The organism is Marinobacter sp. KM021, from assembly GCF_050707965.1.
Taxonomy (GTDB): domain Bacteria; phylum Pseudomonadota; class Gammaproteobacteria; order Pseudomonadales; family Oleiphilaceae; genus Marinobacter; species Marinobacter shengliensis.
Genome location: NZ_CP136129.1, coordinates 2708947 through 2731112, shown reverse-complemented (window position 1 = coordinate 2731112; position 22166 = coordinate 2708947). Strand labels below are relative to the sequence as shown.

General features: G+C 55.7%; 13 protein-coding genes, 1 tRNA gene and 2 pseudogenes. 5 read left to right on the top strand and 11 right to left on the bottom strand.

Annotation, left to right across the window (positions count from 1 at the left end; genetic code table 11):
• Positions 1-3 precede the first annotated feature (3 nt).
• Positions 4-3201: an efflux RND transporter permease subunit gene (locus RVM24_RS12865; protein WP_431474147.1), complete on the top strand. Its 3198-nt coding sequence runs from the start codon at positions 4-6 to the stop codon at positions 3199-3201.
• Positions 3202-3253: 52 nt separating this feature from the next.
• Here RVM24_RS12865 and RVM24_RS12860 read toward each other — a convergent pair whose 3' ends face one another.
• Complete coding sequence (locus tag RVM24_RS12860; RefSeq protein WP_431474146.1) at positions 3254-4642, bottom strand: ATP-binding protein; 1389 nt, start codon at positions 4640-4642, stop codon at positions 3254-3256.
• Positions 4602-5612: a response regulator transcription factor gene (locus RVM24_RS12855; RefSeq protein ID WP_431474145.1), complete on the bottom strand. Its 1011-nt coding sequence runs from the start codon at positions 5610-5612 to the stop codon at positions 4602-4604. The genes RVM24_RS12860 and RVM24_RS12855 overlap by 41 nt, the downstream gene beginning before the upstream one ends.
• Positions 5613-5685: 73 nt before the next feature.
• On the opposite strand from RVM24_RS12855, the gene RVM24_RS12850 reads away from it, so the two are divergent.
• The gene (locus tag RVM24_RS12850; protein WP_431474144.1) at positions 5686-6906 is read left to right on the top strand and encodes a TolC family protein; all 1221 of its coding nucleotides are present in this window, start codon (positions 5686-5688) and stop codon (positions 6904-6906) included.
• Positions 6907-6994: 88 nt separating this feature from the next.
• Here RVM24_RS12850 and cadR read toward each other — a convergent pair.
• A pseudogene (gene cadR / locus RVM24_RS12845) lies at positions 6995-7339 on the bottom strand (Cd(II)/Pb(II)-responsive transcriptional regulator); the annotation flags it as partial.
• On the opposite strand from cadR, the pseudogene RVM24_RS12840 reads away from it, so the two are divergent.
• Positions 7318-8253, top strand: a pseudogene (locus RVM24_RS12840) (ISL3-like element ISPst2 family transposase); the annotation flags it as partial. The pseudogenes cadR and RVM24_RS12840 overlap by 22 nt on opposite strands.
• Before the next feature lie 194 nt (positions 8254-8447).
• Here RVM24_RS12840 and RVM24_RS12835 read toward each other — a convergent pair.
• The 4 genes from RVM24_RS12835 to hsdR are packed head-to-tail and all read right to left on the bottom strand — an operon-like array spanning position 8448 to position 15156.
• Positions 8448-9416, bottom strand: a complete 969-nt coding sequence (locus tag RVM24_RS12835) for an Abi family protein (RefSeq protein ID WP_431474143.1) — start codon at positions 9414-9416, stop codon at positions 8448-8450.
• Positions 9416-11191, bottom strand: a complete 1776-nt coding sequence (locus RVM24_RS12830) for a restriction endonuclease subunit S (RefSeq protein ID WP_431474142.1) — start codon at positions 11189-11191, stop codon at positions 9416-9418. The genes RVM24_RS12835 and RVM24_RS12830 overlap by 1 nt, the downstream gene beginning before the upstream one ends.
• Positions 11188-12684 (bottom strand): N-6 DNA methylase, encoded by a 1497-nt coding sequence (locus RVM24_RS12825; RefSeq protein WP_431474141.1) that lies wholly within the window; start codon positions 12682-12684, stop codon positions 11188-11190. Before RVM24_RS12825 ends, RVM24_RS12830 begins: the two co-directional genes overlap by 4 nt.
• Positions 12685-12732: 48 nt before the next feature.
• Positions 12733-15156, bottom strand: coding sequence for an EcoAI/FtnUII family type I restriction enzme subunit R (gene hsdR / locus RVM24_RS12820; RefSeq protein WP_431474140.1), 2424 nt, complete (start codon positions 15154-15156; stop codon positions 12733-12735).
• Positions 15157-15356: 200 nt separating this feature from the next.
• Here hsdR and RVM24_RS12815 point away from each other — a divergent pair, with 200 nt between their 5' ends.
• Together RVM24_RS12815 and RVM24_RS12810 are read left to right on the top strand one after the other, a co-directional pair.
• On the top strand, positions 15357-17606 hold the full coding sequence (locus RVM24_RS12815) for a hypothetical protein (protein WP_431474139.1): 2250 nt from the start codon (positions 15357-15359) through the stop codon (positions 17604-17606).
• A 2-nt stretch (positions 17607-17608) separates the two neighbouring features.
• On the top strand, positions 17609-18154 hold the full coding sequence (locus RVM24_RS12810; protein ID WP_058090479.1) for a hypothetical protein: 546 nt from the start codon (positions 17609-17611) through the stop codon (positions 18152-18154).
• Positions 18155-18215: 61 nt separating this feature from the next.
• Here the strand turns inward: RVM24_RS12810 and RVM24_RS12805 are convergent.
• From RVM24_RS12805 to RVM24_RS12790, 4 genes are all read right to left on the bottom strand, one after another.
• Positions 18216-18291 (bottom strand) — tRNA-Phe (locus RVM24_RS12805).
• Positions 18292-18409: 118 nt separating this feature from the next.
• A complete protein-coding gene (locus tag RVM24_RS12800) occupies positions 18410-18682 on the bottom strand; it encodes an oxidative damage protection protein (RefSeq protein ID WP_061332992.1) in 273 nt (90 codons plus the stop codon).
• 83 nt (positions 18683-18765) lie between these two features.
• Entirely contained in the window at positions 18766-19830 is a 1065-nt protein-coding gene (gene mutY / locus RVM24_RS12795; protein WP_431474138.1) for an A/G-specific adenine glycosylase, read from the bottom strand.
• Complete coding sequence (locus RVM24_RS12790) at positions 19827-22001, bottom strand: AsmA family protein (protein ID WP_431474137.1); 2175 nt, start codon at positions 21999-22001, stop codon at positions 19827-19829. Before RVM24_RS12790 ends, mutY begins: the two co-directional genes overlap by 4 nt.
• Positions 22002-22166 lie beyond the last annotated feature (165 nt).

Here is a 22166-nt window from a genome sequence, read left to right as displayed (position 1 = left end):
ATTATGTTCAACCGAGTTGTCGACTGGGCGGTTCAGAACCGCCTGTTGGTTCTTATTGCGCTTGCAGTGCTTATCGCCACGGCCGCGTTTCAGATACCAAAACTGAATCTTGATGCTTTCCCCGACGTTACAAACGTCCAGGTCGCTGTTAATACAGAGGCGCCCGGACTTGCGGCTGAGGAAGTCGAGCAGCTGATCACCTATCCCATTGAAGCGGTGATGTATGCGTTGCCGGATGTTGAGGAGGTTCGGTCCATCTCCAAAACCGGGTTGTCTGGTGTCACCGTGGTCTTTAAAGAGGGCACGGATATCTATTTCGCGCGCCAACTGGTTTTCGAGCGGTTGCAGGCCGCGCGGGAGCTGATTCCGGACGGGGTCGGGGTGCCTGAAATGGGGCCGAATACGTCCGGTCTTGGCCAGGTCTACCAGTACTTGCTGATAGCGGACCCGGATTCGGGGTACGACGCAATGGAATTGCGCAGCTTGCACGACTGGCTGGTCAAACTGTTGCTGATACCGGCTGAAGGGGTTACGGAAATCCTGTCGTTTGGCGGAGAGGTCCGCCAGTACCAGGTTAACCTGAACCCGGCGCGAATGCTGTCCTATGACTTATCACAGAACGATGTCATGGAAGCCCTGGAGAACAACAACTCCAATGTTGGGGGCTGGTATATGGGCCGCGGGCAGGAGCAGTTGGTTATTCGCGGTATGGGCTGGCTGGGTAATGGCGAGCAGGGGCTCGAGCAGATCCGTCAGGTGCCCGTTAAAACCAGTGATGGCATTACAGTGACAGTGAACGATGTCGCCGAGGTAGCGCTGGGCACTGAAATTCGCCAGGGTGCGGTAACCATGACCCGGAAGGATGAAGCCGGTCAGGTTGAACAACTGGGTGAAGTGGTTTCTGGCATTGTACTCAAACGAATGGGGGCCAACACAAAAGCCACCATCGACGGCATCGAGGCCCGCATTGATCGCATAAATCAGGCGCTTCCGAGTGGGGTTCGTTTTGAGCCCTATTACAACCAGGCGGATCTGGTGACCAAGGCCGTAGAGACGGTGACCAATGCGCTTCTGTTGGCTTTTGTGTTTATTGCGATCGTGCTTGCCCTGTTCCTGATGAATCTGCGGGCAACAACGCTGGTGCTGCTTTCAATACCGATTTCCATCGGGATTGCCCTGATGATCATGGCCTGGTTCGGTCTCTCGGCCAACCTGATGTCTCTGGGCGGTATTGCTGTGGCAATCGGCATGCTGGTGGATGGCTCTGTTGTTATGGTTGAGAACATGTTCAAGCATCTGACCCATCCTGATGCTGAGCATGACGCCCGTCGGGATGAATTGGTGAAAAACGACCCTGACCCATTGGACGCGTCACACGATGACCATGGCATTGCGCTTCGACTGCAGGAGGCAGGCCGGGAAGTGGCGCGACCAATTTTTTTCGCGACGGCGATTATCCTGGTCGTTTTCATGCCTTTATTCAGCTTTGAAGGTGTGGAAGCCAAGCTTTTTCAGCCAATGGCGATCAGCATAATGTTGGCCATCGTGTCCGCTGTGATCGTTGCTCTGGTGGTTGTGCCGGCCTTGGCATCGTTTATGTTTCGCAAGGGTATTCGGGAGCGGGAAAGTTTCATTTTAAAGCCCCTCGAAAAGCTTTATCGCAAGGGCCTTGACTGGTCGTTGAAACACACCCGCTCTGTTGTCGGTGCAGCAGCTGTCCTTGTTGTGCTGGCGGCCTTGGTCGTGCCGCGACTCGGTACTGAGTTTGTCCCCGAATTGGAAGAGGGGACCATTAACCTCCGGGTAACGCTAGCCCCCTCATCAAGCCTTGATACCGCGCTTGAAGTGGCGCCGAAACTGGAGGCCATGCTGATGGAGTTTCCAGAGGTGACCTACGCGCTGTCCCGGGCGGGCCGACCGGAAATAGGCGGCGATCCGGAGCCCGTCAACAACATCGAAATCTACATTGGCCTCAAGCCAACAGCCGAGTGGACCAGCGCCAGTAATCGCTATGAATTGCAGGCCCTGTTTGAGGCGAAGCTCGAACAGCACCCGGGGCTACTGTTTAACTTTTCTCAGCCTATTGCAACTCGGGTTGACGAATTGTTGTCTGGTGTCCGCGCGCAGTTGGCCATCAAACTCTTTGGCCCGGATCTCAAGGTGCTGGCCGAGAAAGGCCAACAGATCGAAGCGGCGGTCCGAACTGTTCAGGGGACCCGGGACGTGGCCATGGAGCAGATTGCCGGTGAAGCGCAGTTGGTGGTTCAGCCAGACCGTCAGGCACTTTCCCGGTACGGACTCGCCGTGTCTGATGTGATGAGTGTCGTCCGGGACGGACTGGGTGGTGCCGCCGCGGGCCAGATCATCAACGGAAATGAGCGGTACGATATCTATGTGCGCCTGGCCAAACGTTTCCGGGAAGACCGGGATGCCATTGCTGATCTCAGGTTGCAGGCGCCTTCCGGAGCCTGGGTGAGACTCGGTGATGTGGCCGATGTGTCTATTGAGTCCGGCCCGCCCCAGGTGCGCCGCGACGACGTTCAGCGCCGTGTGGTCATTCAGTCCAATGTGCAGGGTCGTGACATGGGCAGTGTGGTTGTCGATATTCAGGATACCATCGCGTCAGAAGTGAACCTTCCCCCCGGCTATTCGGTGGATATTGGTGGTCAGTTCGAAAACCAGCAGCGAGCTCAGAAACGATTGACCATTGTGGTACCTGTATCTCTGGGGCTGATTGCGCTGTTGCTCTACTTCGCTTTCAGTTCGGTTGGTCAAGCGCTGTTGATTCTGGTCAACGTGCCGCTTGCCGTAATTGGTGGTGTCTTTTCGCTCTGGGTCTCCGGCCAGTATCTTTCAGTGCCCAGTTCCGTTGGATTTATCACACTGTTTGGTGTGGCGGTGCTTAACGGGGTCGTTATGGTCGAAAGCATCAATCAGCGAATACAGGATGGGTTGAACGTGGATACCGCGGTGTTTGAAGGTGCCGTCTCCCGTTTACGTCCTGTCTTGATGACAGCAATAACCTCGGCGCTCGGCTTGATACCGATGCTGTTGTCGACGGGCGTGGGAGCGGAAATCCAGAAGCCACTGGCCAGCGTGATTGTTGGTGGTCTCGTGACTGCAACTTTCCTGACACTCTTTGTTTTGCCGGTTCTGTTCGGTCGCTTTTCAAGAGCCAAGGTGAGTGATATCCAACGGTAAAAAATGGGAGAAGCCGCGCTGCGTCATCGACGGTTGCCTTTCTGGAGGTTTTCTAATCCGGAAGTGGCAGTAGAATGACAATGCTGGCTCCTCCGTTTTTTGAGGTACCCATGTTCATCTGTCCGAGGTTGTCTTCGACAATCTCGGACACGATGGACAATCCGAGCCCAAAACCGGCGACCGTTTCATCCAGCCTGGTACCCCTGTTCATGACAGTGGCTGCCGCCTCAGGAGAAATTCCGGGGCCATCGTCCGCTACTTCTATGGAGAGTCCTGATGACGTGCGGGCGATTGTAACGTCGACGGTTGTCTGGCACCACTTCCCGCCATTTTCGAGTAAATTGCCAAGTAGCTCTGAAAGATCCTGCCGCTCCATAGGCCAATTGAAGTTTTCGGGTAAGGTGGTGTGGAGGCGGAAAACCGTATCAGGGAATATTTTTTCCATGACGGTGATGACACTTGCCGTGATTTCAACCGGCATGCACGTTCGTCCCATCTGTCTGCCTGATATGTCTGCCTTGCTCATCCTGTAGTTCAGGGATTTGTCAAGCTCCCGCAAGTTAGAGGTCATAAACACAATATCCTCCCGGGACGGAGGCAAGGTGTCGATGTCCGACAAAATGGCAAGATTGGCAGAGATAGAGGTTTTGACCAGGTGAGAGAGATCAGAATTCAGGCGGCGGTGGCGGTCCAGACGACGGTTTGACAGCTCAAGCAAATCATTGAGCTGGCGGATCAGCGGACGAAACTCTTCCGGTACGTGAGGGTTCAGGCGACTTTGTTTCCCGGATTGGAGCCGTCTCAGGTCCTCTTTTATCTTACTGATGGGCTTTAACGTCAGATGTGTAGTGGTTCCAATCAGGGCCAGCAGTATCGCGAGAAGAACGGCCGAGGCGCCGAGCAATGTCAGGTGAGCCTTCAGCGGTCGTTCAGAGAGCGCCCCCTCGGTTTCAAGAACGGTGATTGAGGCCAGTTTTTCACTGGCGGAGAAAATGCGTTTGAGCCCGAAAAGCGTGTTCGCACCCTGCGCTATGTGGATGAAACCCTCGGGCTTCTCTGCAGCGCCCTGCAGTTGGCTCTGGTCAAAGTTCGGGCTCGCCAGGACGCTTCCGCTAGCCGTTTCGATGACGATGGCATGCCCCAGAAGCATTTCAAACTGATGGATCATGTTCCTGATGTCGTCAGTTGTCGGGGCCTCGGCTTCAATGATTGCCTGAAAGTTTTCCAGCTCTTTACTCAGGTGTTGCTTCCTGGACTCGTCCGATAGTTGTTTTATCACGTAGGCATGTGAAAAAAATATCAAGGTGAAATATACGAGGCTGAAAACAGCCCCATACTGAATGGCTGTTCTTCGGATACTCTTTGGAGCTGGCATATGTTGACCTGGTTCGTTCGGGCGTTCAGCCAGTGGGATCTTTTTCGAAAAAGTAGCCCTGGCCACGCAAAGTCTTGATTTTATTTCCCCCTATTATTTTTCTGAGCCTGGCTATATAGACCTGAACAACATTTCTGGTGGGGCATCTTTCTATGTTGTAGAGGGTTTCAACCAGGTCGTCCTGGGAAAACACCCGGTCCGGTGAACGGAGGAAACACTGCAAAAGGCGGAATTCCGTAGCTGTCAGTCTGAACTCTTTCTGGTCGGGCGTGGTAAGCGTTCGGTAGGTGGCGTTGAGATGAAATCCGTCGACGCTGATCTGGTCTGTCGTTCTGCCGTCCTTTCTGCGGATAATCGCACTGAGCCGGGCTTTCAGTTCATCAAACTCAAACGGTTTGGGAAGGTAATCGTCGGCACCCGCGTTCAACCCTTCTACTCTCTCAGTCCAGTTGGAGCGTGCGGTCAGAATAAGGATGGCCTCTTTTTTCCCGTTTTTTCTCCATCTTTGCATTAAAGACAGTCCATTTTCATCGGGCAGTCCGATATCGAGAATAACGGCCTGGTAGGAGCTTGTTTCAATCAACGAGTCCGCTTCTTTGCCGGTTTTGGCGATATCGACTGTGTAGTGCGCCTGCGCAAGCCAGTCCGATATTCTTTTGGCAAGTACCGCATTGTCCTCAACAATCAGAATTTTCATTTGTAAGCGCCGTTTTTCGTGGTGGGAAAGTTTCGCTCGTCCGCTATGGATTGTAACAGTAACGAAGGAATCAGGATCTGAAAAGCCGGTTATTAGCGTTGTCCAGGTTGGCTCTTGCGAGGTGTCGCCAGGCTGAAAACGGTAAACAACCTCTCCCTGATTACTCGGTCTGAGGGTGATGCCGTGAGCCATCCTGGCGCCCCGGTTGACCTGCTGGCCAGTCGGGCGATGAACCGGTTCAAAACATGGCAGGTCAAAAGCTTCTGTCGCGCAGGCCCTAGGCGATTTTTCTAAAATAAGCTGCAAATTCAAACTCATTTCAAAGTTTGCACTTAACATTTCGATCACTTCCTACCTCGCCACGGGCTTCTTACGCCCATAATTTTTGGCTACTAATCGCTTCGGGAGAACGATGATGAAGGCAAGCAAGCACTCGCCTCGGGCGTTGCTGTGTTCAGTACTATTGTCCATTCCTCTGTTAGGTCAAGCGGAGACTGTTAATTGGGCGAGTTGGCTCACTGGCCAGATAAGCAAGCACCCGGAGGTACTGGCAGCGACAGAGCAGGCGGCAGCGCGGAATGCGGACGCTGAGGCAAGTGAACAACCGCTGTATAACCCGGAGCTGTCTGTGGGAGCAGACAGAACGGGCAGTGAAAACAACTTTGAGGCAGGGCTGTCACAAACGATCGATTGGTCTGATCAGCAGGGTGCATTAAAGGAGAAGGCAAAGCTGATCAGGCTGTCTGCGCAAGCTGGCTTGAGCGAAGCAGTTCTGACACAAACGTCTGAATCATTGTTTGCGCTTGTCGAGTGGCGCGCTACTACGCTGTTTGAGGAAATTGCTGAATCCCAACAGCAGCGCCTGGATGCCTTGCTGGACCAGGTTGAACAGCGCCAGCAGGCAGGTGATCTGGGGCGTGCCGACGCAGAGCTTCTGTTTCTAAATCTATCCCGTCAGTTGAGCGAAGTCGCCCAGGCAAAGGCCGCAGTTGATCGGGCAGAAACTCAGGTTAGAGAACGTCTGCCGGACTGGAGGCCTCAGGATGGGGGAATCCCCGAGTATATATGGCCAGCGCTGGAGTCCCAGATTGGTGAGGCTGATCTGTTGGCACACCCGTCAATTGCAGCCGCTCGAGCCAAGTGGCAGGTGTTGAAAAGTGAGGCAGAGGTTGCCAGACGCAAAGCGACAGCATCGCCGACAGTAGGGCTGAGCGGAGGGCGTGACGGCGGCGAGAACGTGGTTGGCCTCACATTCTCGATCCCTCTGAACGTCCGTAATAACTACAGCGCTGAAATCCGGGCTGCGAATCGACGGGCTCTGGAGGCCGAAGCGCGGTTTCAGGCGCTCTACCGGAAACAACAATACGACCTGGCGGGCGCTCGCGCTTCCTGGAAGCGATACGACAAGCAACTCCGTCGATGGAAAGAACTGTCCCAGGGGCGTGTACAGCGAAGTGCCGATTTGCTTGAGAAGCAGTGGCAGGTCGGCGACCTCTCCACCTCTGAGTATCTCCAGGCGCTGGGCCAGCGCGCGGAGAGCCTGAAAACCGGTATTGAACTGGAAAAGCTGGCGCAGCTGGGCCTGATTGAGCTCTTGAGCCAGTCTGGCGAACTGATCACCCCCTTCCAATAATGGGTAAGCGGATTAAATGGTTGATCTTACCTTTGCATGAGAGTGAGACAGACCGGCATCTCATCGGATTATCTGGTTGATGCTTCACCTACTGCTGGTGCATGTTTCCTTCGCTAATTCCAGCAAGAACCCCACACGCCTCAACTTCCCGGTCATCGTTGCAACTCGCTCTCAGTGAAACGAGTTGTTTCTCAAGCGCTTGCAGAGCGGTTATCTGCGACCGCACATGAGAGATGTGATCATCGAGCAAGGCGTTGACGGCGGTACAAGGCTGATGAGGGTCGTCCTGATAGCTCTGTAGTTCGTGAATCTCAGCCAGTGACAGGCCCAGGATTCTGCAGCGACGGATGAAGGCCAGCCCCTCACCATGCTTCTCGGTATAGACACGGTAACCGTTGTCCTGCCGATCAGGCGGCACAGACCGGCCTGGACGAGAAGACGGTGCGCGACATCTTCAACGCCCGCGCCGAGTTCCTGGGGCGCTGGCACCGCTTCGAGACGCCCCGCATCCAGGGCATTGACGAGCTATACCTGAACAAGCGCTACCGCTGCATTCTGACCAACATTGAGGAGCGAACCCTGCTCGACCTGCTGGCCACCCGCCGCCAGGACGTGGTGACCAACTACCTGATGAAGCTGAAAGACCGGCAGAAGGTCGAGATCGTCAGCATGGACATGTGGAACCCCTACCGGGCAGCGGTCAAGGCTGTGCTGCCCCAGGCCCGTATCGTGGTCGATAAGTTCCATGTGGTGCGCATGGCCAACGATGCCCTAGAGAGAGTTCGCAAGGGCCTCAGAAAGGAGCTGAAACCGTCCCAGAGCCGGACTCTCAAGGGAGACCGGAAAATCCTGCTGAAACGCGCTCACGAAGTCTCAGACCGGGAGCGCCTCATCATGGAGACCTGGACAGGCGCGTTCCCGCAACTGCTGGCCGCCTACGAGCACAAGGAGCGCTTCTACGGCATCTGGGACGCCACCACACGGCTCCAGGCAGAAGCCGCCCTGGACGAGTGGATAGCCACCATCCCGAAGGGCCAAAAGGAAGTCTGGAGCGATCTGGTCAGGGCAGTGGGAAACTGGCGCGAAGAGACCATGACCTACTTCGAGACGGACATGCCCGTCACCAACGCTTACACGGAGTCCATCAACCGACTGGCCAAGGACAAGAACCGTGAAGGGCGCGGTTACTCCTTCGAGGTGATGCGGGCACGAATGCTCTACACCACGAAGCACAAGAAGAAGGCACCGACTGCGAAGGTCTCTCCTTTCTACAAGAAAACCATCGGTTACGGACTGCCGGACTTCGCAGAGGAACTCAACTACGGAGTCGATCTATCAACCATCTGAGGGTGGTATCAGATTGATGGGGTGAAGGTGCCCCATCAACCATTAAATCCGTATACCCTTCTTTTTTTCGTGCCTACAGACCCGGCAGGGTTGCAAATATACTGTAACGGGCCTATTATTCTGGACAACACGGCCCCTGCCTCTTGGTTCCGACAGGAACTTACGCGGGGGTTCTTATTTTCTGCCTTCCCGTGTTACCACCAGCTTTGCCAGTCCTCCGGTAGCCCTATATCCATCATCGATAGTGTCCTTTGCGAGTATTGCTCAGGGAACGTTTGCAGATGGTTTGCCAGTCGTTCATGCCATCTGGTGTCCGGACAAATGGTTGTGACCATGTGGCGGCAAATGGCCAACAGCAGGAATGGCTTGGCTACTAGGTCGTTTCGGCCCACGAAACTCCGGCACCAGTCTATGTTGTCTGTCCCCGCCAAACTGGGTTGGTCTGCTACGTTACGGTTCCAGAGTCGGCTGTGGTGCGCGCACAGGTTACGCAGGTAGTTCAGCGAGCGCAGCCAGGTCTGAAAGGTGTGCCAGTCGGTAACGTCGTAGCGGTTGGCCAGTACCAGCTGGTCTTTCACTCGCATCATGGCAAAGAATTGGGACACTGCCCCAAAGTCCCAGGTTTCCACCGCTACCCATATCGGGAAAGGCTCACCATGCTTCGCCCGGTAGTGTTTAACGAAGTCTTCCTTTGAGCGGCGCTGCAGGTTCTGGCACTTTTCTTTCCACTGCTCGAAGCGTGTCTGCCCATTCCTGAGCTTTTTGCGGATGAAAGAGGGGTGGAGTTGGTCAGGGTCCAGGTGGGCAAACACTGAACGCTTGCCGAGCAGGTGCGCGATGTCTACACGGAGTGCAACTTCAATGCGTTCAAGCGCGTCCATGGCTTTTAGCCGGAGCTGCTTGTCGAACAGGTACAGGTGTACTGCGTCTACGAACTGGGTGCCCGGCTGGAACTCGTTCACAGCCTTGGTAGCCAGCTTTCCGGTGTTGCTGTCCAGCACCACCTCGAACTTGCGAAACGGATACCAGTAAGCGCTGAGGCGGTAGTAACCCACGCGCTGCAGGTAATCCAAGGCGGCGGCTTCGTCGGTGACCACCATGCCCCGGGATTTGAGCAGTTCCAGTTGCTCGGGAAAGGACTTCCATGGCCTGTTGTACACCATTAGTTCAGGGCTCCTTGCACCACGGCTTCGGCCAGCTGATTGCGGGTTTCGCTGGCCTGGTTCAGGCGTTCCTTGAGTTGGTCGCACAGGGCCATAAGTTCATCGACTTTTTGGACGATGCGGTGTTGCTCCGCCTTCGGGGGTAGCGGGATAACTATGCTTCGGCTCTTGGTTACGGAGATATTATCCTGGCCCGCGGTTCCGATGAGCTCTATCGTTTTTAAGAACATCCCAGCCTTTAAATATAGGTGAATGAATTGGTTAAGCTCGATTTCTATCGGGCGAAATCTCACTATAGCTTGATTGCAATTCCACTCAGGGTGGTCGTTGGGGATGATGGCAGTCTTTCCTAGCGGTGGGCCTACAATGTTCATGACCACATCACCTGGCAAAAGCTGGGAGCGCTTTAGGGTGGTCCTATGGTAATTTTCAGTCACAAATTGAGGTTTGTAATCGAAATCCACGCGCTGCGAACGAATGTTATAAACCTTCAAGTAGGGAATCCCAGAGGTTTCGCTGAATTCTGATTTTGGTGGCGTAGAGCCAGAGGTAACTTCCGTACAAATATCATCAAGCCGGGCAAATGCCCACAGAGGTGGGATAGAAAATGGCTTTTCCGGCTCCGTTATATCAGGAAGCTCCTTTTGCTTTTTTATGAGCTTATCGGAAAGCAATTGAGCTTTTTTCTCATGCGCCCTTTTGACAACTTCCGCTGCCGGCTCATCCCCCGCATCCGGCTCCACCAATCGCCCCATCACCGCCAGCTGCAGGATGGTCTGCTTGAGCTTGTCGATGCTCTGTTCGGTGGTGAACAGGGTGTCGAAGTGGGCGGCGAGGCGGGCCCAGTTGTCGGCCAGTTCGGTGGCGTTTTCGGATTGAGTGAGGGTGCCGAGTAAGGTGTCCACGAGGGTTTCGTGGGCTTCAAGCTGGTCGCTGGTTTGCTGTTCCAGCCGGTCACAGAGGGCCATGAGCTCATCGACTTTTTGGACGATGCGGTGTTGTTCTTCCAGCGGAGGTAGCGGTATCTCGAACTGCTCAAGAACTTTTTTGCTCAGCCCCTCTCTCGCCATGCCAACCTGCCGTCCCCAAACTAGGGATTGAACATAGGGTGACAAAATCAGGTAATGCAGGTACGACCGGTTTAATGGATCGATTGTGCGGATAATCGTGACATGCTGACTGACATTGGCCATTTCTATCTCGGTCGGCACAACTGTGCAACGGCCAAGTGAGGCTCCAGTTATATTCAAGAGGATGTCATTCGGAAACACATGTGTATTCGCCATGCGCTCATGGGTTTCAGGCGGAATGTATGCGACATCCTGAAGGTTAAGGCCGTCATTCCAGATGTTCTGCGAACGCAGAAAGGGGATGCCTGATTGAACATAGGCGTTTTTACCCCCTCTTGGCGTGGCCCCTGAACCTATTTTCTTCACGAGTTCCCCAAGACGAATCCAGTGCCATCCGTTAGGAATATCGAATGGAATTTCATCGGGCGATATCTCCGGTAGCTTGGGTGATTTCTTAATTGCACCTGCCTGCATTAGCGCAGCCTTTTCGGTGGCAATTTTCTCAGCAAGCAATGCAGCGGGTTCTTCGTTTTCGTCTTGATGAACGAGCCTGCCTCTAACAGCCAACTCCAGAATCAACTCTCTAAGCCTCTTAACCCCAGTCAGCTTAACCTTGCCATTACTCCCCCGGCCACTGCTGGACTTTTTCGTAACAGCCCCGGTCCACAAATCCAGATGTTCGGTAATCAGCTCCCGTGCACTCACGCCGCACCCCCGTCCGCGTTCTCACTGGCATTGTGAGAAAGCGCATCGGCCAAGATGTCCCGCAGCTGGTGGCGGATTTCCTGAATTTCGGCCTGTTGCTGTTCGTACTTGGCCAGCAGTTCGTCCGGGTCGTGGCTGACCTGTTCCCCTTCGTGGGGGTTCTTGATGTCCAGGTTATAGTTGCGGGCCTTGATGTCGTCGATGGACACTTTCCAGGCCTGCTCGGTTTTCTTTCGGCTGGCGAAGCCGTCCGCCTCGGTGCCCCACCAGTCGATTTCGGTCTGGAACTCGGAGAACTTCATGGGCTTGGTTTTGCTGTAGCTCTTGTAGCCTTCCGGATAGGGGTGTTCGTAGTACCACACGGTTTCGGTGGGCTTACCCTTGGTGAAAAACAGCAGGTTGGTCTTGATGCCGGTGTAGGGGTTAAACACGCCGTTGGGCAGGCGCACGATGGTGTGCAGGTTGCACTCTTCCAGCAGCTTTTCCTTGAGGCGGGTTTTCATGCCCTCGCCGAACAGGAAGCCGTCTGGCAGTACCACCGCAGCGCGGCCACCGTCCCGTAGCAGGTGGATGAACAGGGTCATGAACAGGTCGGCGGTTTCCCGGGTGCGGAAGGCGCTGGGAAAGTTGGTTTCAATGCCGTCTTCTTCCATGCCACCAAAAGGCGGGTTGGCCACAATTACGTCTACCCGTTCTTTCGGGCCCCAGCTGATAAGCGGGCGGGCAAGGGTGTTGTCGTGCTTGATCTGGTCCGGCACTTCGATGCCGTGCAGTATCAGGTTGGTGGTGGCCAGCAGGTGTGGCAGAGGCTTTTTCTCAACACCGTGGATGCTCTTCTGCAGGGTTTGTTCGTCCTGCGGGGTGCTGACGTAGTGCTTGCGCTTGTGCTCGATGGTGCAGGTGAGGAAGCCGCCGGTGCCGCAGGCCGGGTCCATCACTTTCTCGTCCAGCTTCGGGTCTACCCGGTTAACCATGAACTCGGTCACCGCCCGTGGGGTGTAGAACTCACCGGCGTTGCCGGCGCTTTGCAGGTCTTTGAGGATTTGCTCGTACATGTCGCCGAGCTCGTGGCGCTCGGCGGATTTGTTGAAGTTGATGCCGTCCTGCAGCTTGTTGATGACCTGGCGCATGAGCTGGCCGGACTTCATGTAGTTGTAAGCATCCTCGAACACATTGCGGATAACCACGCCGCGGTAGTCGTCACCGGCCGGCTCCAGGTTCTGCAGGCCCGGGAACAAGGTATTGTCGATGAAGTCTTTGAGCTCGTCGCCGGTCATGCCCTCCGGGTCGGCGGCCCAGTTGCGCCAGCGTAGCTTTTCCGGAATTGGCGATTTGTAGTCGTCGTATATCAGTTCCCATTCCTGTTCCCGGTCGTCGAAGATTTTCAGGAACAGCATCCAGACCAACTGGCCGATACGCTGGGCGTCGCCGTCTACGCCCACGTCTTTGCGCATGATGTCCTGGATGGATTTGATGGTGGTGCTGATAGACATAGGTGTTCAGTTCCTGAGTAAACGGAATGGCGATAAACAAAAATCAGATCAGGGTGTTTGCCGGTACAATTCGTCTTCCAGATCTCTCACGGCTTCGGTGTAGCCGGGCTTGCCGCCAAAGGCATCCACCAGTTCCATCAGTGAGCCAATCTGGCTGAACGGCGCGAGGGTGAGGATTTTAACATCCTCGATGGGTTCGATGCCGTCGTCTGTGTACTTGTCCAGCAGAGCGTCCAGCACCTGCTTGCTGGCACCTTCGTACTTGCTGAAGTAGTTCTGCTTACGCACCTGTTCGGCCCGCTCTTTGCGGCTCAGGGGCGGCTGGTCGTAGACGATGTGGCAGATAACATCAAACGGGTCTGGCTCGGCGCCCAGTTTCTTGCGGACATCCTTGATGAGGTCGTCCCAGATCACGCCTTGCTCGGCCAGTTCTTCGATGATGGCCTGTTTGCGCTTGGCCTGGTTCCAGCCTTTGAGGAAGTCGGTGAGGGTGGCGTACTGTTCTTTCACTTTCTTGCGGGTGAAGTTTTTCAGGCTTTCGGTGATGAGTTTTCCGTCTGGGCCCAGATATTGGACGCGCTCGGCGATCACGCTGACTTCCACATCGCCCACCACGTACTTTACTCGCTTGGACTTCTCTTCATCTTCAGTGGGCCACGTCGGCTTGCTGTCATCGCGGTGCCAAGTTTCGCCGGGCTCGATTTCGTAACCTTCGGCTTCCTCACTTAACGGCAGTTCAGTGGCATCGGGTTCCAGCGTTTCCTGTTCGTCGTCTGGTACGACTGATTCGCCGGCTTTGGGCTCATAGACTTTCACCGGGTCGCCGTCGAACGCCGGGTCTGCGAACAGCTCGGTGGCCTTTTTGAAGTCCAGGATGGTGAACCAGTGCTTGTTGTAGTCGTCGTTAATGCGGGTGCCCCGGCCGATAATCTGCTTGAACTCGGTCATGGACTGGATGCGTTGGTCCAGCACGATGAGCTTGCAGGTTTGCGCATCCACGCCGGTGGTCATCAGTTTGCTGGTGGTGGCAATCACTGGGTAGCGCTCTTCCGGGTTGATGAAGTTGTCCAGCTCGGCTTTGCCTTCCTGCTCGTCACCGGTAATGCGCATCACGTATTTGCGGTTCTCCTTCACCCGCGCCGGGTTCAGGTTTACCAGGGCTTGGCGCATGCGTTCAGCATGGTCGATGTCTTCGCAGAAGACGATGGTTTTCTGGTAGGGGTCGGTTTGTTCCAGAAACTCCGTGACCTTCTGTGCCACGACTTGCGTTCGTTTTTCCAAAACCAGCGTGCGGTCGAAGTCCTTCTGGTTGTAGATGCGGTCGTCGATGAGTTCGCCGTGCTTGTCAGTCTGGCCTTTACTGGGGCGCCAGCCTTGCAGGTCGCGGTCCAGGTCGATGCGCACGACTTTATAGGGTGCCAGGAAGCCGTCTTCGATGCCTTGCTTCAGGGAGTAGGTGTAAACCGGCTCGCCGAAGTAGTCGATGTTGGAGACTTCCCTGGTTTCCTTGGGGGTGGCAGTCAGGCCAACATGGGTGGCCGCGGAGAAGTAGTCCAGAATCTGCCGCCAGGCGGAGTCCACAGACGCGCTGCCCCGGTGGCACTCGTCGATAACCACGAGGTCGAAGAAATCCGGAGAGAACTGTTTGTAGATGTTCTGCTCGTCCTCGCTGCCGGTAACGGCCTGGTACAGCGACAGGTAAATCTCGTAGGACGGGTCTACCGTTCGGTTGGTGACTTTGGTCATGGCCTGGCCGAAGGGCTTGAAGTCATTGTTCTTGGTCTGGTCTACCAGAATGTTGCGGTCGGCCAGGAACAGGATGCGTTTCTTCTGTTTGGACTTCCAGAGCCGCCAGATTATCTGGAAGGCGGTGAAGGTCTTGCCGGTGCCGGTGGCCATTACTAGCAGAATACGGTTCTGCCCGCGGGCCACAGCTTCTACGGTGCGGTTAATGGCGACGGTTTGGTAATAGCGGGGCGTTCGGCCACTGCCGTCATCGTAGTAGGGCTGCTCGACCGTTTGTCGGGCGCTCTGGTGGATGCCTTTGTGCCGGCAGTAGAGCTCCCAGAGGGTTTCCGGGGAGGGGAACTCATCCAGCCTGAGGGTGGTTTCGGTCTGGCCAAAGAGCCCGGTGCGGTCGTGGAACAGAAAGCCGTCGCCGTTACTGCTGAATACGAAGGGCGCGTCCAGGGCATCGCTGTAAGCCAGAGCCTGCTGCATCCCATCGCCCAGGCTGTGGTTGTTGTCCTTGGCCTCGATGATGGCAATGGGCATGTTCTTCTTGTAGCTGAGAACGTAATCCGCCCGGCGACGTTTGCCTCGGGTGTGCAGCCTGCCACGCACGATGATGCGGCCAGCCGTAAACGAGACCTCTTCCCGCACCTGGCTGTGCATGTCCCAGCCTGCGTTCTGCAGGGCAGGGTTGATGTACTTGGTGCAGATGTCCCGCTCTGTGAGCTTTTTCTTGTCCATGCGCTCGCCGCCGTTACTTCCTGATTGCAACCATCTGGTTTTGCGTGGTTTTGTGGCTTTAGGTTAGCCCATAACGTTAGGTTACAGAAGGTTTGTGTGGTTGATCACGCATGGCGCTTGCATTTCTTGAGGCGCTAGGGGTATGTTCCGTATCGCTCAGGAGAGCGCAGGGATAGATCAACGGACAAGGAAACGGAACAGTGTCCTATCAGTTATACGTTGCTGGTGGCTACGGCTTCACCGAGAGGATTTTGCCGTCGTTACTACACCCTTCCGACGCGGTGTCCATCGCACAGGATTATTTTTCACGCGGTTACCAGGGCGCTCACATAGAGCCACCTCCGGATGGGGGCTATCGCGCCCTTGAGCAATCATCCAGCAGTGAGCGCCAGGCAATACTGGATGCCTTGCAAAGTGGCCAACTGGTTCTAGGCCGCCTGGATAGCGCAGCCTTTGGTATCTTCACCAAACGCACAGCCAGCCCTGAGCACCTCCGCTCTGATTTGCCGGCGTCTCTGGCAAGCCGTTTACGAGACCGATGGCCCACCGGCGGTAGTGCCGGGCCAGGAGTTCGATCAGATTCCTTACATGCGCCTGCCGCCCAAAACTATCAGCTTGCACCAGAGCCGGTTGCGGAGCCCGTACCAGGTAAAGGCCCCTATAGCCTGACCATTGAGTATCGCTGGCCGGACGGCACTGGTGTAGCGAACCTGCCGTTTGAGGTAGGCACGGATTTGGAAGGCGTCACCGGAGTTCTGGACCATCAGGGTGCCGCTTCGGTGGAGGGTCTGAATGGCCGGTTTGCCACTGTCAGACTGGGCTCAAGCGCCATGGACGATGTGGTCCGGCAAGAACGCAAGACAATCATAGCGGGCCTCCAGCGACTGCTGGAGCAGGAAAGGAAGGACTACGAAGCCCGGGAAACGGTCTATCAGCAGATGCCTCACTATGAAAAGGCTCTGGTGAACACCGGAGCGGTGTTTCAGGGCGCTTATGATGCGGGGATCGGCCTGTTTGATTTTGTGGTTGGCGTCAGTGATCTGGCTAATCCAACCAAGACACTGATGGACGGGCTTAAATCGGCATGGTCTGCAAACCAGGATAACGGAGCCAGCAGCTGGTACGAAACCTTCAACAGTCTCTATGACGACAAACGCCGGGAACGATGGGTGCGAGCGATTGGGTTCTCGCCCTCTGACATCAGCCGGGAAGACATAGCAAAAGCTTATGAGTTGGCCAGCCTGGTGATGACGGATGCTCAGCTCAGCGCTGCTCTGAAAGACTTTGCAGCTGATTATGCAGCCATTCAGCACCATACCGAGTATGCCTACATTGGCGGAGCGATAGCGTTTGAACTGGTATTGGCCGGATTGCTGGCGGCAACCACATTGGGAGCGGGTAACGCAGCGCAGGCGTCCAGCCGTATCCGCCATGCTCGGATTCTGGCGGGGCTCGGGCCGGCATTCGGGCGATTTGCCGAGGCGCTAAAGCTTCAGGGGTTGCGCAAGATATGGCGCGATTTCGACCTGAACAGGAAGAATCGTTTTGAGGCTGAAGCATCACCACGTCCAAAGGGCGTGGCCCCCGACCCCGTCCAGCTAAGCACTAGACCCGGGAAAGTTCGGCCCAGATCCTTCAACGAGGCAAAGAAGCTTTTAGGAGATGCGCGGAATTCCATCATTGCCAATGGCAAGGCTCCTTCGCCCAAGTACACGCAGGCACAATTGCATCACATCGCTCAAGAGGGGTTTGCAGACGAGAAGTTCATTGTCCGCTTGGTAGAAGAGCCCCATGTGCATCGAAATGGCCCCCACAACGGAACATTAGGTAAGGAAGGTCCGGCCGGTGTGCAGATCTGGTCAACGAGTTTTGATCAGATAGCGCACCTGGATACGGACCCCAAATTGATCACTGAAGCAATGGGTGTGAACTACAAGCCGGATGCCAGGTATAAGTTGGCCATCATCGATCAGGCAGACGCGGTTAGGTATGCGGATGCTGAGACGATTGTTCCCACATACGGAAATCTCACGAAGTTTGTTGAGGATAAGTTGCCGGGAAAAGTTGAAAATCCTGCTTTGACGAAGGAGGTTATGACGCCTGACTATGCGGGGGAGTATGAATCGTTAATCAGTAACATGCCTCCACCCGCTTGGGCCAACCCGCAAATACGTAAGGCGTATTTGAGAAAGGCGGGGCTTGGCCAGGACGGGATAAAGAAATTTAATACTCGAATAAGTATTCAGAACAGTACAGGCGCTAATGAGCACTTTACTGGTAATGGCCTGACCAAAACGACCAACTCGACCACGGAACAGTCGGTGTATGGCGTTGTGGAAGCATTCAGTTTACATAAGAACCCCAAAACCTTCCGGCAGATGACGGGAATGGAAGGCGGCACGCAGTGGGTGGAGCTGGTGGACCTTGAACCGATTAATTTTGGAGCTTAAGAATGGCATACCCGAAACTGCCCGAGTGGCCGATTATTGACCCTGAAAACCCTCCCGAAGGCTATTATCGTGTCGCCAAGGTCATGAATCCGGAGGACGACACAGCGCCCTGGCATGTTTTTGCTGTGGAACGTCATCTAATATTTGGCCAGAAAGTGTGGGTTAAACTAGGTGATGATGACCCGGGCGAATTCGCAACCGCGCAGTATGAATTCCCGATGGGCGCTGCTAGATGGTTTGTAGAGACGCTTAAGCGCTTTTTTCTCGAACCGGATCACCCGAATGCTGTTCCCCGAGGTGCTATTACTATCGAGGAAGAAGTTGACGGTGAAATGCTGGGTGTAACCCGAGGAGCTCAATACGGTAGCCTGCTAAAAGGGATAGCGGGGTACTCGCTGGACAATCTGAACCGTTTCGAGCACACATCGTTTGGTCCCGATGACAACTGGTGCCAGATGTTCAAAATGGGCGATCCGTGGTTGTTTGAGCAAGGCTTGCTGGATGTCTTCAAAGATATCGCGGAACGGCATGAGAGAGGAGAGTTCTAGAAAGGGGTGGACACCTAAAACAACAAAACCCGCACAAGGCGGGTTCTGTCTGAATTCTTAATGGTGCCCGGAGGCGGAATCGAACCACCGACACGGGGATTTTCAATCCCCTGCTCTACCAACTGAGCTATCCGGGCGTGTTGAGCTATGTGCTGCAACGGGGCGCTATTAAACCGGTTTAGGGTTGGGTAGTCAAGGCCGCCCGGCAAAAATTTTCAGAATCTTTTCCGGTTGTTCAGGCCTTGATCAGTTTGGCTATTTTTCCGGTGGAACGTAGCCCTCGGCCTTGTCGAATGGCTCGTTGTTGAAGAAGCGTTCCATCTGTGCCTGAAGGTATTTCCGGTTGTTCGGGTCCATCATGCTCAGGTGCTTTTCGTTGATCAGCATGGTCTGCTGGTTCTGCCATTCTTCCCAGGCCTGCCTGGATACGTTGTCATAGATCTCCTGGCCTTTGGGGCCGGGCATGGGGGGCATGGCCAGGCCTTCCATTTCTTTCTGGTATTTGCGGCAGAATACGGTGCGGCTCATGGCGGCTCCTGTGTTGATGTTCAGTTTGGCGAATGATAACAGATCAGTTCCGGGTGTGACTTGAGCATCGGCAATTGCTGGGGTCAGAGCAGGGCGGCTTGCTCCGGTTCTGTCAGCAGGGTGCGAATAGGGGCAGGCAAGCCCAGAGACAATGCTTCATCACGATGCAGCCAGCGGTGCCTGTCGGAATCGGCGATGCCGGATACGTCTATGACTGGCAGTCGCGCGGGTTGGATGTGCAGGTGGTAATGGCTGAACGTATGCCGAAAGCCGCTGATCAGGTCCGGGTCCTGGCAGGTGATGCCCAATTCTTTCTCACAGGCGTCCTGCAGCTCTTCTGAGCCGTAGGCCGGGTCCAGCTCCGGCAGGCTCCACAGACCGCCCCAGATGCCGCTGGGTGGCCGGCGCTCCAGCAGGATGCGGCCTTCGCCGTCTTCCAAAATCAGCATCCAGGTGGTTTTTTCCGGTTTGGCTTTTTTCGGCTTTGAGCCTGGGTAAAGCTTTACCTCATTGCGCGTCCTGGCTGCACAGCCATCACTGATCGGGCAGGAGTCGCAGGCGGGTTTGCTGCGGGTGCACACCATGGCGCCCAGGTCCATGATGGCCTGGGTGTAGTCCCGGGCGCGATCTTGGGGCGTGTGTGTTTCTGCGTGTTCCCAAAGCGCGTTGAGCACCTGAGTTTGTCCCGGCCAGCCGGGTACGGCGTGATAGCGGGCGAGGACCCGTTTTACATTGCCATCCAGGATTGCGGCTCGTTTCCCGAAGGCCTGGGCAATGATGGCGGCGGCAGTTGAGCGGCCAATGCCGGTGAGGGATTCGAGTTGCTCCTGGTTGCAGGGGAACTCGCCGCTGAACTCCTCAACCACCTGTTTGGCGGCTTTGTGCAGATTGCGGGCGCGGGCATAGTAGCCCAGGCCGGACCAGTGGCTGAGTACATCGTCTTCCGGCGCGGCGGCCAGGGCATGCACGTCCGGAAAGCTCGCCATGAAGGCTTCGAAGTAGGGAATCACGGTGGCGACCTGGGTCTGTTGAAGCATGATCTCAGAGACCCACACCCGGTAGGCGTTGCGGTTATGGTGCCACGGCAGGTTGTGCCTGCCGTGTTGGTCGTACCACGCCAGTAGCTGGTCGGCGAACCGGTCGCTCATCGGTTGAACAGCCCCCGAACAGCATCCCGCACACGCTCGCCATCTTCGCCCAGGCGCTTGTCGATTTCCTCGCGAGCCTTCTCTTCGGCCCGCTGTTTGGCGCGATCTGTCTCTTCCCGAACCTTTGCGCGGGCCGCATTGGCGGCGATGTCTTTCAGGGTGTCACGGAAACGTGATCCGTCGAATGAGCACAGGCCTGCGGGGTTCTCAACGAAATTGCCGCGACATTCAACCGGAATCACCACGTTCTGAACGTATTCGGTAACCCGGCAGGCATTGTCACGGTGAATCTCGCCGACAATTCTGAGTCCCAGTTCGTAATCCAGCTGGCTCTGCTCCATGTCTACCGTGCCGTCGCCTTCCAGGCGCATACCGGCGAGTGCGGCAACCAGGTCGGTGTTGTTCAGGGTGTTGCCATCAATTTTCAGGGTGCCGCGCATATCGTTGAAGGGTGTGTGGGTGCCCCAGTCGGTGGTGCCCAGGGTTTCCTGGTTGGCCAGAGCAATGCCCTGGCAGGCCATGCGTGTCAGGTTCATGTTGCGCAGCATGCCCTCGGCCAGATTAAAGCTGATCTCGCCCTTGGCGTTGTTGCGCAGGGTAGAGACGCGGTTGCCGTTGGTGTCGACAGCCACTTTCAGGTTGGCCGCGCCGGACAGCATGTCTACCTCGGCAAGGTCGGTAAGCAACGGCAAGGTTTTTACATTGGTCACATCAGAACGAACCCGCCATTTCGGATTGTCTGTGCGGGCATCGATGGTGACGTTGGCGCCGAAGCTGCCGTCATAGAGTTTGCCGCTGAACTCATCCACTTGCAGCAGGCCGTCTTTGGCGGTGGTGCTGGCCTTGATCTCGTTGATGGTCAGGTTGCTGATGATCAGCTCGCCCAGGCCAAAATCGATATCCAGCAGCAGGTCACGAAGGGTTTCCAGTGGCAGAAGGTCGCCTTCCGGGCCCGCTTCGGCGGTTTGCTGCGGTGCCGCTTCATCTTCATCGGCAGCCGGTGGCAGGTAACGGTCGGCGTTGATCTTGTCGCCCTGCAGGTTGAAGGTAAGCCCGCCGTTGTTCAGGTTGTAGCTGCCGCCGCCGTTGAAGGTGGTGTCATCCAGCTTGATTTTCAGGTCGCTCAGGGCAACGGTGCCTGGCTGGCCGCCCAGGTTGGTGGACAGTGCGATGGCCTTGAGCACATCCGGATCTTCGGTTTCTATTGCCGGCTGGCCCAGATTGCTCATGAGTTGCTTGAGCGAGAAGCTGGCAATGTCCAGGCGGCCATTCAGTGCTGGCTGATCGCCGAAACCCCTGATATTCAGGTTGGTGCTCAGCTTCAGGTTAGCCAGGCTGGCAGTGAAATCGTTCAGAGAGGCGGTTTCTTCCTCCAGGTTAGCCTGCAGCGAGCCGGCCACTTCCGCCTTCACGGATTTGCCGCCGAACGGTTCGCCGTTCATGTCAAAGATGGCCTTGAGGCCGGATACCGCAAATTCGTTCAGGGCCTGATTGGCGTTCACACGGGCACTGATACTGCCATCAACGGCAAATTGCGGTTGGGCGGTTTCGACCTTGAAGCGAATATCGAGGGGGAATTCGGAGCCCAGGGTGATGTTGCTGGCGGAAACCGTGAAATCTTCCAGGGTCACAGACTGGCCGGTGCCCAGGTCGTTGTAGTGAATCCGGGCGTTGGTGATTTCGACGTTCTCGACGTTGAAATCGAGCATTTCGCCAGTGCCAGGCTCTTCTGTGGTTTCCGCTGGCTCAGCTGCCGCCGCTTCAGGCGCCTCGGCTGGTACACCTTCGGGCATGATTCGCGTCCAGTTACCCTCGCCCTGTTCGTTCACCACCAGCCGCGCATCCAGGCCATCCAGCAGGAAGGTATTCACCCGCGGCGCCATGGCAATCAGCGACCAGAAATCGATCTGGGCAACCAGTCGCTCCAGCGCAACCAGCCGCTCGCCTTCGAGAGTTGCCTCGACATCATTCAGCTCAAGGCCCAGAGGAATAAAAGACCAGCCAATGTCGCCTTCCAGAATTAGATCCAGGTTGGTGTGTTTCTCAACCGCAGCCTCAATCTGGGGTTTGTAATCATTCGGATTGATCACGGCAACGGCAATGGCAACAGCGGCGACCGCCAGCACAATCAGGGCGATCACGGCATAAAGCGCATAGCGAATAACTTTCATGGTACGAGTTCCTTGTCTTCCCGGCAGGGTGTGGTACCTGACTATTACGGATGAATAACCCAAAGGATAACGCAGGGTTAGTAAATTAACAGTGCAGGAATATGACAATGCGTTAGTCTTGGTTCAAAATACCCTCTTTTCCGAGGCCGGCGCGAACGCCCGGCA